We start from the raw sequence: 15,204 nt of genomic DNA, 5'->3' as shown, positions 1-15,204 counted from the left end.
TTCAGGAAATTATCGAAGGAGTGACAGCATGAGGTTAAAAAGTATCATCGCCGTTGGAGCCGTGTTAACCTGCTCATCTCTGTTATGGGGCTGTGGTAATGGCACTGCGAATAATGCATCCCAGCAACAGAATGACACCGTTCGATCAGAGAGTTGGAGCGATCCCAAACGACTGGAAGCTTCCCATCTTGAGGCGCTTGAACGTATGGAGAAAGATCATATCCACCGAATGGTCTCGCTTAGCGCAAGTACAGATGGAGACAAAGTGATGACCACACTTGAACGGTCGAGCCAAAAGTTGGAGGAAATGCGACCACTCGCCGAAATGCTCCAACATGAAGGACATCCAGCATTAATACAGCGAATCCAGGACATGTCCGACGATATCCAAGGTTCCAAATCCGTCATTGCTGAGATGAAAAATCTGCCTCAGGACGGTAAAATTAAGATCCAGTCTGAGAACTCCGATTCCTTGCATCACATCAGCAGCTTCCGTGATTACCACCAGTATATCCAGGGACAAGTGCAATCTTTAGACGGTAAATCTACGCAAATGTCCCACTAACCCTAAAGATAGTTCAGAGAATCGTTACAGTCGGAATACGATAATCCGATGGTTAACGGTTCTTTTTTATTAACTTTATATTGTTATCCCTATACTACAGCTTCATTCCACCCACAACGATACCCAGATGAACATGCTAAACAGCAAGACTGGCGCAAGTGCTCCTGTGGCTAATATGATCCAAAGTGTCGCGGGTTTGATCCTTTGGCAGTATGTATCAACCTTGCGCATCCGATCTTTGCGCCACTTGGCGAACCTGAGCTGTCTGACCATCCGACTCAGAACTATTTGCCGCTGCTCGCCCTCTTCGAATTCATCGATCGCACGCCGCAACTCCTCGTATAATTGAGCCTCTTCCTGCCCAGCTACTGTAGGTGTAATCATCTGATCCTTCCTTCCATGAGAACATTATTGAGATATAGCCACTACTTAAATAACACATTACAGACCTTCAAAGTTTGAAGTTTTTCAAAAAAATGAACAACCCAAAAAGCCCGGACATAGCCCGGACTTCGTAGAATCATGCTAGAACTATTTAACTGAGTGCTATTTAGCTCGCGTTAGCAATCAATGTATTCAGGCATACTGCACCCTGTGCGCGCACATTAACGACAATAATCGGCGTTTCCAGCATGTCGTGCATCCAGGACATATACTCTTCTACTTTTTCGTTCGGAAGGATCGTCAGAATAACCCCTGCGAATCCACCACCATGAATACGACAAGCGCCATCACCCAGGTTTTGCAGATAATTCTCGGTCAGTGCCAGCGCGATGCCAATCTCCTGTTCCTTCACAGCACCACTCTGATATACATTCTGCAGCCACTTCCATGATGAGTTACCGGACGCCGTAATCAGTTTCAAGAAATCAGCAAAACGTCCATCACGCAACGCCTGAACCTGACCATCGACACGATTGTTTTCCTCCAGGAAATGAAGCGCACGCAGCACGGCACGATCCCCAGCAGCTTCACGAACCTTCTTGAGGTTGGCGTAGATTGCGTCAGCTGTAATTTCCCGAACATACTCACTACCCAGCGCCTGAGCAACCGCTCTCATCTCATATGGCACAGCAGCGTAATCTTCCGTCAGATCGGCGTGGTTACCACCTGTATTCACAATGACCAATGAGTAACCGTTCTGTTGGAAATTCCATTGAACAGGCTCGATAACCGGCTGTGCAGGATTCTCAAAATCAATGGCAATCAGTCCGCCGTACGCACAAGCCATCTGATCCAGCAGACCGGAAGGTTTGTTCCAATAGTGATTCTCCGCATACTGACCGATTTTGGCCAAGGTGACAACATCCAGTGCTCCATCATTATAGAAGTGATTCAAAATCGTACAGATCAGCATCTCAAATGACGCCGATGAACTGAGTCCTGATGCCGAGAATACGTTACTGGAGATGTACGCTTGGAAGCCGCCAACCTGGTGTCCAAACTCTCCGAATCCCGCAGCCATACCGCGAATCAATGCTGTTGTGCCATCGTCTTCCGTATTTGGCGTGAGATCCGTGAGATCGATTACATATTTCTTGTCGTAGCCTTCCGAATAAAAAGTAATAACCGATTCTGCCGTTGGCGCAGCCACCGCAAGTGTATCCAGCGTGATGCTGCCCGCCAGCACTTTACCATGGTTATGATCCGTATGATTGCCGCCAATCTCGCTGCGTCCTGCTGCGCTGAACAACTTGCTTCCCTCTTGCGGGCCGAAGTACTCTTCGAACGTTGCGTTCAGCTTTGTGTAACGTGCAGTCTGTTCTTCTACTTGTGATTGTCCATACATTTGAGCAAGCAACGCTTGGCCCTCCGTGGATTGGATCAGATTCAATGGTTGTGTCGTCATTAATAATCCTCCTATGGATATGCAGCTTTTATTTTTAGACTGTTGGTGAACATGGTTGTTGTGTCTGTTTCATGCCTTATTCCTCTCCCATTATCTCAGCTTCGTAGCGGAAAAGGTAGGGTAGAATTGAAAGTTTGTAAGCGTTTTGTGAAGTTATTTGTTGTAAAAATAGGATTGAAAACCATTTTAGAATAACTTAAATTTGGTTTAAGTAAACACACATTATCTTCCAATCTTAAATTTGCTATGCTTTACATCTTATTGATGGAGGGAACGATGAAAATCAAATCGAACTATACCAAGTTATTTGGTGCATTTTCGCTTACATTTTTGGGTGATGGACTTACACTCGCTGCGGTTCCTTGGCTCATATCAACCCTTACAAGCAATACACTGTATGCTTCTGTCACCATGACGGCACTTCGTTTACCCTGGCTACTATTCAGTCTTCCTGTAGGTGTCCTCATCGACCGTTACTCACGCAAACATATGCTGATTGGGGCAGGCTTTACGCGAATGATCCTTCTGCTTGGACTGACGTTATGCATCTGGGGAGGATGGGTGAGCATTCCGATTCTAGCTCTGTTCATGTTTGGGATTGGCCTGAGCCGAGTTGTATTCGACAGTACGGTGCAGACGGTCATCCCACAACTTGTAGATCAAAGTAAATTGGAGAAAGCGAATGGGCAGTTCACCGCCGGACAGTTAATCACAAGTGATATTCTGGGCGTTGCTCTGGGAGGGTTTATCATAACCCTGCATATTGTATTTCCTTTTGCCATAGACGCCGTAACGGCTGTAGTTGCTCTGCTTTTTTTAATCAGTTTGAAGGGAAACTTCTACCCCGGGGATACGGAAACAACCAAGAAGGAAGTTCGCCCGATGAAGAATTGGAAACGTGAGATGTGGTCCGGTATTCAATATGTCTATCATGATCGTTTTCTCCGCGGATTAGCCATTCTGTCTGTCACCGTTACGCTGATGTATTCGATCATTCTGGCTACTCAGATTTTCTTTGTACGAGATGTGCTTCAGTTGGATGCTTTTGCATTTGGTATCCTCATCTCCATTGCAACAATCGGCAGCATTGTAGGGAGCCAGGCTGTTGCTTATATGCGTAAGAAATGGAGTACAAAACAATTGATTATCTCCTCCATTTTGTGCATGGGAATCATCTACGGTGTGGTGGGTCTAACTACAAATGCATATATGGTAGGCGGACTGTACTTCTGTGCTGCATTTTTCATTATTGTCTACAATGTTACCCGTTCCTCCATCCTGCAACGTTCCGTTCCTAATGAGATGCTTGGCCGGGTCGGAAGTGTGTTTCGCTTTTTGTCCTTTGGGATCAGTGCCATTGGTACGCTTCTCGGCGGATTATTGGTGCGGGTTAGTGAAACAACATTTGATCGTGTATTCTCGCTGCAACTCCCTTATCTCTTGTTAAGCCTGATCTATCTCCTGTCTGCTCTGATATTCGCAATGAAGTTGCAGAATCATTCAGAGAGCCAGCAGCGTAACATCAACGCTTGACTGTTACGTTAGGTCATACCTGATAATGATCTCAAGCTTACATGAAGGAGAGATTAAGGATGAAGATTACCGCGTTACGTTCAGATCAAATCTATGAGGAGATCATGCAAGCTGCACCTGATGAGAAATTGGAGTTATACCGCGAACGAATGATGAGTCCATTCATGAACAAATGGAACATTCAACAGATCCCGTTTCGCTCTCAAGAGCCTCACGGCTTCGATGTGATCATGATGAATAACTTTATGAATATCGCTCCCGCAGATATCACACCTGAGATTAACGAATCGTTAGCAGAGATTTCGTCTGAAACATTTTGGCAACAGTGTCATGAAGCTGTTTGTACGAGTCTATCCACCTTTACAGATCACGGGATTGAGCTATTGGTCTCCGAATATCTATATACGATTTTATTAGGCGACAAGAACAGTCCTTCACTCACCATGAACGAAGGCATCAGCGGAGATGGTGGAATCCCGGGTTATATTATTGCGAACCTGATCCCCAATAGGTATACTCTACCTCGTATGCAATCCGTGTTAGCCCATGAATGCAATCATAACGTAAGGTATCAATATATCCAGTGGAATCCACAGATTACGCTTGGGGAAATGGTTGTTAGTGAGGGGTTGGCCGAGAGCTTTGCGACATCCCTGTATGGAGAAGAGTTGCTAGGCCCCTGGGTAGCTAAAACGGATATGGAGACTTTGAATAAAGTAATCAAACCGAAGATGAAAGACCAGTTGCATGTCACCGGTTTTGACCAAATTAATCCGTATCTATACGGCGATGAACTTGCCAAACTGCAAAATTTCACGCCCGTAGGTATGCCCTATGCGGCTGGCTATGCCTGCGGTTATCACTTAATTCAATATTATCTGAACAAAACAGGTACACCGATTACCGAAGCAACCATCACTCCGGCAAGTGTCATCCTTGCTGAAACAAAGGAATTTTGGAATGAAGACACCCTATTTCACCGTTAAAGATATCATTCAGATTACTGGCATCACCAAACGCGCATTACATTATTATGATAAAACGGATCTATTGAAACCGAGCAAAGTCGAGGACAACGGCTATCGCTATTACGATCAAGAGGCACTCGGGAATCTGCAGATGATTCTGTTGTTCAAAGAAATGAATTTCTCATTAAAAGACATTGCGGCCATGATGCAACTTTCCAAAGAAGAACAAAAAGATATCCTAAGAGAGCACCGCAGCACACTCGTTCAACGCAAACAAAAGCTCGAAGCCATCATCCATCAATTGGATGAGTATGTAGATGGGAAAGATATCTCTCATCTTCATCTGTTTGACGACTCTTCCATTCTGTCCATTCAAGAACAATATGAATCCGAGGCGAAGTTTGTATATGGAGATACCGAGAAATATCAGGAATTCGAAGCTAATGTGAGCCAGCTGTCTGTGGAAGAACAAGAAAAAGTCTACCAGCAGTTCTCGGTCAACATGGAGCAGGTATTTCGGGAGTTGGCGAAACATCAGGATCTGTCCCCTGCTTCTGGTGAGGTGCAATCGTTAGTGTATGAATGGAAGAGTTGTCTGGAACAGTTTATGGTCTGTGATGATGAGATTCTGAGATGTATTGCAGAAGCCTATACGACGGATCGTCGCTATGCGGGTTATTTCGATCAGTTTAGTGATGGGGATTTTTTGAGATTTTTGTATGAAGCGATTATGGTTTATGTGGAGAGTAAAGAAGTATAGTCTCTTCTAAAATTTTCAAATGTGGAGATACTCAGCTTTTAGGCCAACATGCATAGTAGTATGAGTCAACCTATAAACCCCGGACGCACATGCATCCGGGTGTCTAATTTAAAAACTAAATTATTTTGTGAACCTACATATTTGTTCATTATGTCTCTCCTCATCTTTATGCATTATTATATTGAAATTATACATATTTTTCCCAAAAACCTAATAGCAGTCCTTACTAGTCCAGCTACAGCTGAGTTTTTTTGAAGATTTTAGCGAGATTGATTAGTATGATCAACTCTTCTAGTTCTTACGGATAAGGCAACCTTGTTGTTAATTATCCTTACAGCCTAATTCAGAATCTCTCATTCATTCCTTTTATAAATTTCTTTTCGATCTGAATCTAACCCGATTACTTGTTCCAAACCAATCTCTTGTTCGCCAATTTCAACGACTTGAATATCCAAAAAACTCCTTTTCGTCGAACTAAGTTTAAAAAAAACATTATTCTGATTAACATATGTTACAAGGATCGTATCAATTCCTTGATCATTTACAGTACCAGCTGTTACAACATATCGCTTATTGGCGTTATTAAAATCTCCAGTTGCCATAATATTTGTAACACGAGACTCGTTGTCTATCATTACTTCCTCTGTACGAGAAATTTCTATTTCACCATTAACTTTCTCCAAATACGCAATTCCTTCATAGTCGATCTCGTCAAGTTTATAGGTATAATGAACAAAATAATTTTGACTTAGTTCTTTTATATTTTTTAGATCAGTAATCAAAAACTGACTCATGTTATCCACATCTTTATTAATATAAGATTCAAGTTTTTGCGATATCTTTTCCATATTCCCATTTTCAGATTTCACAGGTCTTTCTTTAACTGTATTAATGTCAGTAGAATCACACCCCGATAATAATATAAAAAAAACAAAAATAATCGAAATCAATCTGAATTTTACAAACATATTTATTAAACTCCTTAATATATAAATAGATTAAATAGGTAATTATATTTAAAATATAATTACCTATTTTTTTCAGAAGTTACTTATATTCTCCCGCAAACTTCATTACTTCGGACCAACCGTCCACTTCTGTTATAGCATACTGGTGCCACTGTTGCCCTGTATCCACGTTAACACTCAGTACACCCCAAGTCGCACTAAAGGATTTTGTAACCTTAAAAATTGCATCTGCATAACCTTGTATTTTTCCGTTTGTTCCACTTCCCTTTTTACTTGTATTATTCATGCTCTCAGATTGAACTTGTACCGCCCCTGCACTTGATGAGCTTCCTGTATCTTTTACTGGAGCAACACTAAAGTTATATTCAGGAGATGTATTTGGATTCTTTACTACACCGTACCACTGCCAAGTAAATAAATCTTGAATTTTAGAGTGACTACCTGGAGAAGAGAAACTCCATTCCGTTCTACTTGTATACTGTAAAGTCTTACCACTTGGCCATAAGCCGCCATAATCATAATATATTTTGTTGAATTCCCGATCTATACAAGATGTTTTATTCCAAGGTCCCACTATATTTGGCGTCGCTCCTGTTGGAGTACAGCCGTCAAAAGGTGAACTTGCTAGATTTATACTTCCATTACTTTCATTATAGTATCCGTTTTCAATCTCTATTTTCTCTTCTGGAGAAAAAACGGAAGTCACCTTTTCTGGATCATCTTCAATAGTATTAGTAATGAAATTAACTGAACTGCCGTCAGGATATTCTACTTTAAATGTTTGTTGAGAAAATTGATTGGCAGATAAATAGTTTTTAGATAGATTCCGCAGATCAGTAATACCTTCACTTCTTAGCTTAATATCCGATAACAAAGCACTCTTAACAGCTTCTTCTTCTAAGGATAATACTCGCTCTCTGAAATCGTCAGTATTTAATCTTATATAATCATCGTTAATTGAGGTAGTAATTTGTTCATTATCTAAACTATATTCAATATTGTGCTTTTCCATCTCTTTTACTATTTTGTCCAATTTAGCATAGTACACAGCATCATCATAGCTCAAAGACGGGTCCTCAAGAAGTTTATTTAGAAGAGATTCATCATAAGTATCTAAATTGATATTTAGCGAGCCTACCCTCACCATGTTTCCGCTATTATCCCCATAAACGGAAGTAGACAACCCAAATACTAATATAAACGTTGTTATTACAGATAATAACTTTTTCATACACAAAAACTCCTTTTTATTGTTTTTATACGCCCTCTGTCCTCCTTATACATCAAAATAATTCATAATATACCAAATAATCATATCATTACCTTAAAAATATTACAATATTTCTCTTTTATTATAATTATTTTACAATTAAACCCCTTATATATTCATATACCAAATAGGTTGCCACGACTTCAGATACTCTCTGATTTCGAAGCAACCATCTTTTCACTCTATTCTAATGTCCACGTTCAAAATACCCATGCAACCGATACAGACATATTTCCCTTGTCCAGCGATACAACACCGCCTGTTCCTCCGCATCCTTCACCTGCACATTCAGTGAGAACACGCCATCTTCGAATCGCGTCATGCTGCCCTTTGCCCCACTCCACATGGACATCGGCATGTCGATAATCAGTTTCTCAATCTGTGTTGCCGTCTTCTCATTCCATTCCCATAGCGCAAGTTTACCTTTGTCCGAAAAGTCTTTCCGTTTCCGGTACTCCTTCTCCGTCAGGTACGTATGGAAGAACCTTGCCATCTCTCCCGGTGTGATCGGGTCCATCCAGTGCGCTTCTCCCCGCTCCAGCATGTACAGCAGCACGATCATCTTGTAGCTTTTGTTCATGACCGTCTTCTCCACATCACGCAGCCAAGCCTCGTGCCGGACGTACATCTCTCCCTCATATGGGGTCAGCAGCTCTGCCCAATACAGAAACCCAACATAGGAACCGAATTCGCTCCGATACCCGACACTCTTCGAACGCCCCATGAGGTGCAACTCCAGATACGTCGGAATACGTCCCATCTCTCGTTTCACATCCAGAAAATCCTGATGCAGCTTCTCACGGCGCGGTAACCGTTTGCGGCTCAGCTCCTGAAGCAGATTCACCACTCGGGTCTCCAGATGAATCCCACAGTTGTCTGGAACTTCCGGCACAGCCGAATCCCGGTCTTTCGCGGTTCCCTCCAACTCCCCGCGCACGTCCAGAAGACTCAGCTTCACATCCGCGTTCCGGTAGTTTCCGATCAGGTCGATGATGACACAATGTGATTTGCCTTCCGCCAGCCGCAGGCCACGCCCCACCTGCTGTGTAAACACCGTGAGCGACTCGGTTGGACGCACGAACAATAGCGTATCTACACGTGGAATATCCGTCCCTTCGTTGAACAGATCCACCGTCAGCACAACCTCCAGCTCACCCGCCTCAAGCTGGCGAATGGCTTCCTCCCGCGACATCTCCGATGTGCGCGAATGCAGACTGAGCACCTTCACGCCCTGACTGCGAAAATACGCAGCCAAATAGTCCGCCTGCCGGATCGACGAGCAAAAGCCAATCGTTCTCGTCTGCTTGTGCCGCCGCCAAGCTTCATAAATGGTCTCCACATGCTCCTCTTGCAACTGAACAGCCATGAGCTGTTCTTCATCATACTTCGTCCCGATCCAGCGAATCTGCGAATAATCCGTGTCGTCGAATACCCCGTAATATTGAAATGGCGCCAGCCAACCTCGCCGGATCGCTTCAATAAAATGCATCTGGTACGCCACATTCCCATCACAGAGCGCATACACATCCTTGCCATCCAGCCGATCCGGGGTAGCCGTGATGCCCAGCAAGAACTTAGGCTGAAAATGCTCAATCACCGACATGTACGTCTTCGCCGCCGCATGATGGAACTCATCCACCACGATCAGATCAAAGGCATCCACCGCAAACCCATCCCGGTGCTTCTGCATACTAAGCGTAAAGATCGAAGCATACACACAATCTGCCGTTCCATCTTTATGCTGTCCGTTATATATCCCATGAGTACGCTCTGGCATGATCCGCTGAAAAGACTTCTTCGCCTGGAACAAGATCTCTTCCCGATGCGCTACAAACAACACCCTCTTGAACCGCTGGGCAAAGAAACCCGCCAGATACGTTTTGCCAAGCCCGGTCGCCATCACGACCATCGCTTTGTCGTACTGCTCCTCCATCGTGCCATGGAGTGCTTCAAGCGCATCCAACTGCGCCAAACGCGGCTGGATCGGCACAAGCAACAGCTCGGCGGCTTCTTCCTCTTTGTCCTCAGGTAGACCTGTGCCAAATTCCGCTTCTTCCATCTCCGTGATCCGCTGGATCATCTCCGGGTTCTTCTGGTGATACTTTCGGTACTCTTCCTCATACAGCGCAATTGAATCCAGGTTCACCGGCAAGGTTGTCTCGTGGTAGAAGCTCTGCATGAACTTGTCCAACGCCGACTGGAACGTATACGGCTCCGCCTCCGCATTCATCGCCAGATTCCATTCATATCCCGTCTTGAGCGCCGTGAACGAAAAGTTAGACGAGCCGACAATCAGCAGTCCTTCACCATTATCATGATCGAACAGATACGCTTTTGGGTGAAAAGAAGTGCCCATACTTCGCCACAGCCGCACTTCAATTCGTGTATCAACCTCACAGAGCGCCCGCAGTCCTTCCGGCTGCGTGATATACAGATAGTCTCCCGCAAGCATCCTTACTTCTGCCCCACGTTCTGCCGCCCGCTTTAAGTGCGGCGCAAGCAGTTTCACCCCGGACTGCATAATAAAGGACGTCATAATATAAATCCCGGATGCATGCTGCATCCGGGCAATCAGTTCGTCTGCCAAGTTATCTGTAATGAGTTTAACGTTAAGCTTCGTCGACATCGATCAGATACACCCGTTCCTCGAATCCACCACGCGCCTCGGCTTTGTCTGCCCGCAGCTTGTCTAGCTGTGCCGCATTCGCACCATGCACCTCCGCCAGCGCCCGGATCACCTCCAGCATGTCAGCCAGTTCTTCTAGGGCTTCCTGATCACTCGCTGCATTTACGTACTCATCCGATTCTTCTTGCAACTTCGTTCTTAATTCTTGCTTATACTCCTCCGGGTCCAGAATACGTGTGCGGCATTCCTTACCACTGGATGTGATAATATGCGGAATCTTGTCCCGCACCAATTTGTTGTATGTAGGCATGTAGTATAACATCCTTTCTGCTCTGAGAACCTTCAAGCCTCGCGCCAGAATCTCCCTTTTTTCCATTATACCATTTGCTATGGGGAGGGATGGGTGGATTTTGTAAAGTGGTTGGGATGGAATGAGGAGATAAAAATAACCCATGACTACTCGTATTCGAGTTGAAATGGGCTTTCGGTAATTCGTAATGTCTAATTGTTCGGCATCTAGTTCCGGTACAGAGGTTTCTAAGCCAACAGTTTTGAGACAATAGCATTCATATTCATTGTTTCTTTATCAATCTCCACCAAGCAAGTGTCATCATCCATAGCTGGTTCATAACCGATTCTAACCTTCTCAATTGCATACTTGTTCTTAATATCAAGAATATACTCTATTAATTTCTGAGCTTTTAACATCGTCTCTGGATTTTCTCCGCTGAACAATTCCTCTTCAGGAAAATTAATTACAATATCTCCAGATTCCTCATCAAATGAAAATACAATCATCACGTCGTTAAAGGTATGACCCAGGTTAAGCTGAGAATATAACATATTCCCCGTTCCCTTAGAAGAAAGAACCTCTTCAAGGCTCTCTATTTGCTGAAATTCAATATCGTTTTCACTACGGTTATCATAAAAGTGAGAACTTTTGATCTGATCCGCCTGAATGTTCAAATCATTCTTAATGAATGGATCTAGCCTGTTTTTGTTAAAATCAATTAAAATGATTTCTAAACTTTCCAGAGTACACACCCTCTAACATCAGGTAATTCTTCATATCACATCAATTCGGTATTGTAGGCGGATGCAGTAGCTTATGTTCCAACCCAAACCATTGCTCAATATGGTTACATAACAATGGGATGTCTTGAATCGCTTGCTCACAGATTTCTTTATATGAATCTTGAAGCACTTCCTCAAGTTCCAAATTCACCTGATATGCCTCAGTTTGTTTCGCATGGTATACTTCAGCAGGCTTAATAACGTAATTTTTATTTTTGGTTATAGGACTTACATAGATCGTCCACTCAAGGTTGCCCTTAAAGTGCTTAATACAATGCTTTAAATGCTCGTAAAGCTGATCAGCGTTGTGGAATCTAAAATAAAAACCCGCAGGTTTCTCATATATCCGATTCGGATTATACATCTCTGTTCTATTCCATTCATACGAACCTAATTTGGCCAAGGTATACGCCATAAGTTCCGGTGCAAGCACCTCTTCTTTGTTCTTCATATAAATACTTTTTGACACCATGCCACCCACTTGAGAGTCCGTTTATTCATTTGTTGAAAACTATGTTTTCCTGATTACTTTCAATGATCTTATTTTTAATCCTCCATTGATTGGATCGCATATTCTATGTCTTGCTCCATATCCAGATCAGGATACTTCTTTTGCAATTGAAGAAGACAATCTATAAATGCCCTACTTTGGAATTCAGAAGATAGATCTTCAAATATCTCACTGAGCCAATATAAATCTTTTTCTCCACATTGATTTAGAAATGATATGGCACTTTGCTCATTATCTTTTAGAATGTCTACCATCTCATTCCATATCGTTTGAATAGCAGGATCGTCGGGGTGTAAATCTTTTCTCTTCTTTATTAATGAGATAACTTTTTCACTGTAGTCTACCATGTTTTACTCTCCTCACGGTTGTCTTGAATTATCTGGAGTAATCGTTCCGATCTGTCCATCGTTCTTGATTACGCCTACTCTAACGTTATTATAGTTTCCAAACATCCATTCACCGTCACCCTTAACTCTATTCTCAGGCAGATTTGCTACATGCTCACCTGACTTTTTGATATCTTCCGATGTCCACTCCTTAGGGAACCATGCTTGGCCCTCTCCACTTCGCTTTGCTTTATTTTTGTGATTAGGTATATTACCAACCCGTACACCGTTCTCATATTCTTTAGTAATGTTAAATGCGATCTTATTTTTAAGTAAGTAATTAATATTATCTTGACCGTGACCACCATTGATCAATCTATTTTTAGAATTGAAATCCCCAAGTGAAGCATGGTTAATTCTTTCATTACTTACTGTAATTCTTCCACCGATCATACCTTTTGGGAATCCTAATCCTTCTTTCGGAACCTTATAACCCCTATTATACATTCCTGTAAAAGCCAACACGAGCTTAGCAGTCTGTAGACCTCCTATAGAAACTGCTGCTTGCCATGCTGGTATGGATTCTCCAGTTACGGGATGATGACCTTCCTTAAATGCACTGATCTGTTCATCGTATATATCTCCACCACTAGACTCCGGTTGCTTCGGTCCAGCTCTCATTTCTTCATAGGTGCCACCCTGTTCCCAGTACTTAACAAACTCCTTTTGCCCTGGCATACCATCCTCCGCTTCACTCGCAGGCATGTTAACTCCAAACAAAGGATTATATACCATTCGTCTTTGTTCTTCTGTGTTACTTATATTATGGTTTATCATTGTATGGGCAGCAATCTGTCCAGCAACGGCTCCCAAGCTCACCTGTTCCTGATCTGCTTGTTCGAATCTCTCGGCAATCGCGAACAGATCTTGGGATGACTTAACCATACTTTCCAGTGCTCGATCCAGAACAGAACCTGATTGCTGAAAATCGTAGAAAAATCGTTCTTGCGTTGCTCCCGCCCACTGAGACTGGATGAATCCGATCCGTGCGGTCAGGTCATTACGTATACCCTCCAACTGCTGCCTACCCTGCTCGATCTGTCTGGATACATGCAGCAGCTGCTCTGGTGTTACTTTAATTGTACTCATATCATTCTCCGCGTTTGAAATAGGATTTTACCATGTTAGCAGAAGCTTGATGTATATACATCATTCTAACATCCTGATTTTTCCTTTCCCACCATAACAATATTTCCAACAACGTACTTCATAGGTCCTAATTCAAAGGAAATCTTCTTAATCTCTTGATTTAATAGAAAATAATTAACAAACACACCAACGGGCACGCCGTCAACAATGCCGCTGTAAAACTGATCTGTGCCGCGACTCGTCCTCCGGTAAACTCTTGCCGTAAAAAGAACATCCAGATCGAGAGGTACGTAGCGCCTAGTGGGAATGAAATTATCCCGCTAAACGTACTAGGTTCCATATACCCAGTCATCATGCTTTTACCAATTAGGATTAGAGTAACCAATTCCAATATAGATAATATGAATAACACGATAGCAATTACTCTTTTCAAAATGTACACCTACTTTCCCGATGCAAAGCAAAGAAAATCCTTTGTAATCTCTGCATCATATCCTTTATTTGGATGATGCCATCTTGTAAGCGTAACACAGATAAATCAAACATTTAACCCAAATGATCAATTAAAAAAACATCTTACTCTGATGAATCATCCTTCAATCGAGTGGCTAACTCGTCCAATATCTCTTCTGTTCGGTGAAGAAGCTTTTCGATGTTGTTCAGTTCTATTGGCTGGTCATATAGATAATCAGCTTGGGATGACATATGTTGCATAGTACCGATGAACAAAGCGATATCCAATCCAGGTTCAGTGTCCGTATGCACTAAAGGTAAGATTTCGTTCATGGTAAGTTCCTTAGGTGGATGAACTGAATGATACTTATGGATATAAAGCGCCTTAATCATGGAGGCTAGAGCCCAATCACATAGAATTAGGCAGACTTTAAACTGACTGTGATTACGCATGATAGCGGCAAGTTTGAGATGATACATAGCATGTTGGTGATAGTCCGTTACTGTATTATGTAGCATGTGGTAAGCAGGAGCGTGTTTGAACTTGGCTGGTATGAAGTTATCATGGTCTTGCGAACGTAGGGTAAAATCTACTTGGTGATTACAATGTGCTTCGGTTATGGACCAATTTCTTGCCATTGTCATCCCTCCAAAGAGTTAATACCAGTATTATACATTAAAATGATACCTATAGTAATCAAATAAATTATTTGTATTCTTCGTTTGGTGTTTACCTTGAGGAAACTTGTCTACACTTTTGAACATAGAGAGGTGAATACCATGAACGAGGACAGAGAAGTTTTGAAGCTAGTCGGAGCCAGAATTCGCGCACTACGCAAAGAAAGAGGATATTCACAGGAATCCCTCGGAGAAAAAGGTGGATTTCATTTTTCATACATAGGACAGATCGAACGTGGAGAAAAGAATGTTTCTTTGGTGAACTTGGCAAAGATCGCTGAGTCACTTGAAGTAAACTTAATACAGCTTTTCGCTTATGTAGACGAGGATTTTCATTTCACAGAGTCAGAAGTAGTTATACAGGAGATTTTAGAAATGTTAAGAGATGCCTCCCCTGACAGTATTCAACTAACCAAAAATGTGATACGTGAAATATTAAAGTGATCTTGAACATAAAAATAACAAAGGCAAGGC

At 42.7% G+C, this 15,204-nt stretch carries 17 protein-coding genes; 5 read left to right on the top strand and 12 right to left on the bottom strand.

Translation table 11 applies throughout. The features are described 5' to 3' along the window. Nucleotides 1–28 precede the first annotated feature (28 nt). A complete protein-coding gene (locus CXK86_RS23750; RefSeq protein WP_101314679.1) occupies nucleotides 29–565 on the top strand; it encodes a hypothetical protein in 537 nt (178 codons plus the stop codon). Between the two features lie 102 nt (nucleotides 566–667). Here the strand turns inward: CXK86_RS23750 and CXK86_RS23745 are convergent, their stop codons facing one another. After that, nucleotides 668–949: a hypothetical protein gene (locus CXK86_RS23745; protein WP_036672575.1), complete on the bottom strand. Its 282-nt coding sequence runs from the start codon at nucleotides 947–949 to the stop codon at nucleotides 668–670. 166 nt (nucleotides 950–1,115) lie between these two features. Further along, complete coding sequence (locus CXK86_RS23740) at nucleotides 1,116–2,414, bottom strand: galactokinase (RefSeq protein WP_101314678.1); 1,299 nt, start codon at nucleotides 2,412–2,414, stop codon at nucleotides 1,116–1,118. 276 nt (nucleotides 2,415–2,690) lie between these two features. Between CXK86_RS23740 and CXK86_RS23735 the strand changes: the two genes are divergently transcribed. From CXK86_RS23735 to CXK86_RS23725, 3 genes are read left to right on the top strand one after another with little or no spacing between them, the layout of a single operon-like run. After that, complete coding sequence (locus CXK86_RS23735) at nucleotides 2,691–3,947, top strand: MFS transporter (protein ID WP_180361859.1); 1,257 nt, start codon at nucleotides 2,691–2,693, stop codon at nucleotides 3,945–3,947. A 59-nt stretch (nucleotides 3,948–4,006) separates the two neighbouring features. After that, a complete protein-coding gene (locus CXK86_RS23730; RefSeq protein ID WP_101314676.1) occupies nucleotides 4,007–4,933 on the top strand; it encodes a DUF2268 domain-containing putative Zn-dependent protease in 927 nt (308 codons plus the stop codon). Continuing rightward, nucleotides 4,908–5,675 (top strand): MerR family transcriptional regulator, encoded by a 768-nt coding sequence (locus tag CXK86_RS23725; RefSeq protein WP_101314675.1) that lies wholly within the window; start codon nucleotides 4,908–4,910, stop codon nucleotides 5,673–5,675. The genes CXK86_RS23730 and CXK86_RS23725 overlap by 26 nt, the downstream gene beginning before the upstream one ends. A 353-nt stretch (nucleotides 5,676–6,028) precedes the next feature. On the opposite strand, the gene CXK86_RS23720 is transcribed toward CXK86_RS23725, so the two are convergent. The 10 genes from CXK86_RS23720 to CXK86_RS23680 all read right to left on the bottom strand — a co-directional run bounded on the left by CXK86_RS23720 (nucleotide 6,029) and on the right by CXK86_RS23680 (nucleotide 14,691). Then, the gene (locus tag CXK86_RS23720; RefSeq protein ID WP_101314674.1) at nucleotides 6,029–6,643 is read right to left on the bottom strand and encodes a hypothetical protein; all 615 of its coding nucleotides are present in this window, start codon (nucleotides 6,641–6,643) and stop codon (nucleotides 6,029–6,031) included. Nucleotides 6,644–6,722: 79 nt separating this feature from the next. Beyond that, entirely contained in the window at nucleotides 6,723–7,874 is a 1,152-nt protein-coding gene (locus CXK86_RS23715; protein WP_101314673.1) for a hypothetical protein, read from the bottom strand. Nucleotides 7,875–8,100: 226 nt separating this feature from the next. After that, nucleotides 8,101–10,539, bottom strand: coding sequence for a DEAD/DEAH box helicase family protein (locus tag CXK86_RS23710; protein ID WP_101314672.1), 2,439 nt, complete (start codon nucleotides 10,537–10,539; stop codon nucleotides 8,101–8,103). Beyond that, complete coding sequence (locus tag CXK86_RS23705; RefSeq protein WP_101314671.1) at nucleotides 10,523–10,849, bottom strand: nucleoside triphosphate pyrophosphohydrolase; 327 nt, start codon at nucleotides 10,847–10,849, stop codon at nucleotides 10,523–10,525. The genes CXK86_RS23710 and CXK86_RS23705 overlap by 17 nt, the downstream gene beginning before the upstream one ends. Before the next feature lie 227 nt (nucleotides 10,850–11,076). After that, nucleotides 11,077–11,583: a hypothetical protein gene (locus CXK86_RS23700; RefSeq protein ID WP_306821956.1), complete on the bottom strand. Its 507-nt coding sequence runs from the start codon at nucleotides 11,581–11,583 to the stop codon at nucleotides 11,077–11,079. A gap of 31 nt (nucleotides 11,584–11,614) precedes the next feature. After that, the gene (locus tag CXK86_RS23695) at nucleotides 11,615–12,064 is read right to left on the bottom strand and encodes a hypothetical protein (RefSeq protein ID WP_144029833.1); all 450 of its coding nucleotides are present in this window, start codon (nucleotides 12,062–12,064) and stop codon (nucleotides 11,615–11,617) included. 95 nt (nucleotides 12,065–12,159) lie between these two features. Beyond that, nucleotides 12,160–12,471 carry a hypothetical protein gene (locus CXK86_RS23690; RefSeq protein ID WP_101314669.1) on the bottom strand — a complete coding sequence of 104 codons (312 nt, stop codon included), beginning with the start codon at nucleotides 12,469–12,471 and terminating at the stop codon, nucleotides 12,160–12,162. Between the two features lie 12 nt (nucleotides 12,472–12,483). Continuing rightward, a complete protein-coding gene (locus CXK86_RS23685; protein ID WP_101314668.1) occupies nucleotides 12,484–13,599 on the bottom strand; it encodes a WXG100 family type VII secretion target in 1,116 nt (371 codons plus the stop codon). 160 nt (nucleotides 13,600–13,759) lie between these two features. Further along, the gene (locus CXK86_RS32280; protein WP_180361858.1) at nucleotides 13,760–14,032 is read right to left on the bottom strand and encodes a hypothetical protein; all 273 of its coding nucleotides are present in this window, start codon (nucleotides 14,030–14,032) and stop codon (nucleotides 13,760–13,762) included. A 143-nt stretch (nucleotides 14,033–14,175) separates the two neighbouring features. Continuing rightward, complete coding sequence (locus tag CXK86_RS23680) at nucleotides 14,176–14,691, bottom strand: HEPN domain-containing protein (RefSeq protein WP_180361857.1); 516 nt, start codon at nucleotides 14,689–14,691, stop codon at nucleotides 14,176–14,178. 141 nt (nucleotides 14,692–14,832) lie between these two features. On the opposite strand from CXK86_RS23680, the gene CXK86_RS23675 reads away from it, so the two are divergent. Further along, a complete protein-coding gene (locus tag CXK86_RS23675; protein ID WP_076253421.1) occupies nucleotides 14,833–15,174 on the top strand; it encodes a helix-turn-helix domain-containing protein in 342 nt (113 codons plus the stop codon). The last annotated feature ends 30 nt before the right edge of the window (nucleotides 15,175–15,204 follow it).

Source organism: Paenibacillus sp. BGI2013, assembly GCF_002843485.1.
GTDB lineage: Bacteria > Bacillota > Bacilli > Paenibacillales > Paenibacillaceae > Paenibacillus > Paenibacillus amylolyticus.
Note: the sequence above shows the minus strand (reverse complement) of the source record. Positions and strands in the feature narration are given on the sequence as shown.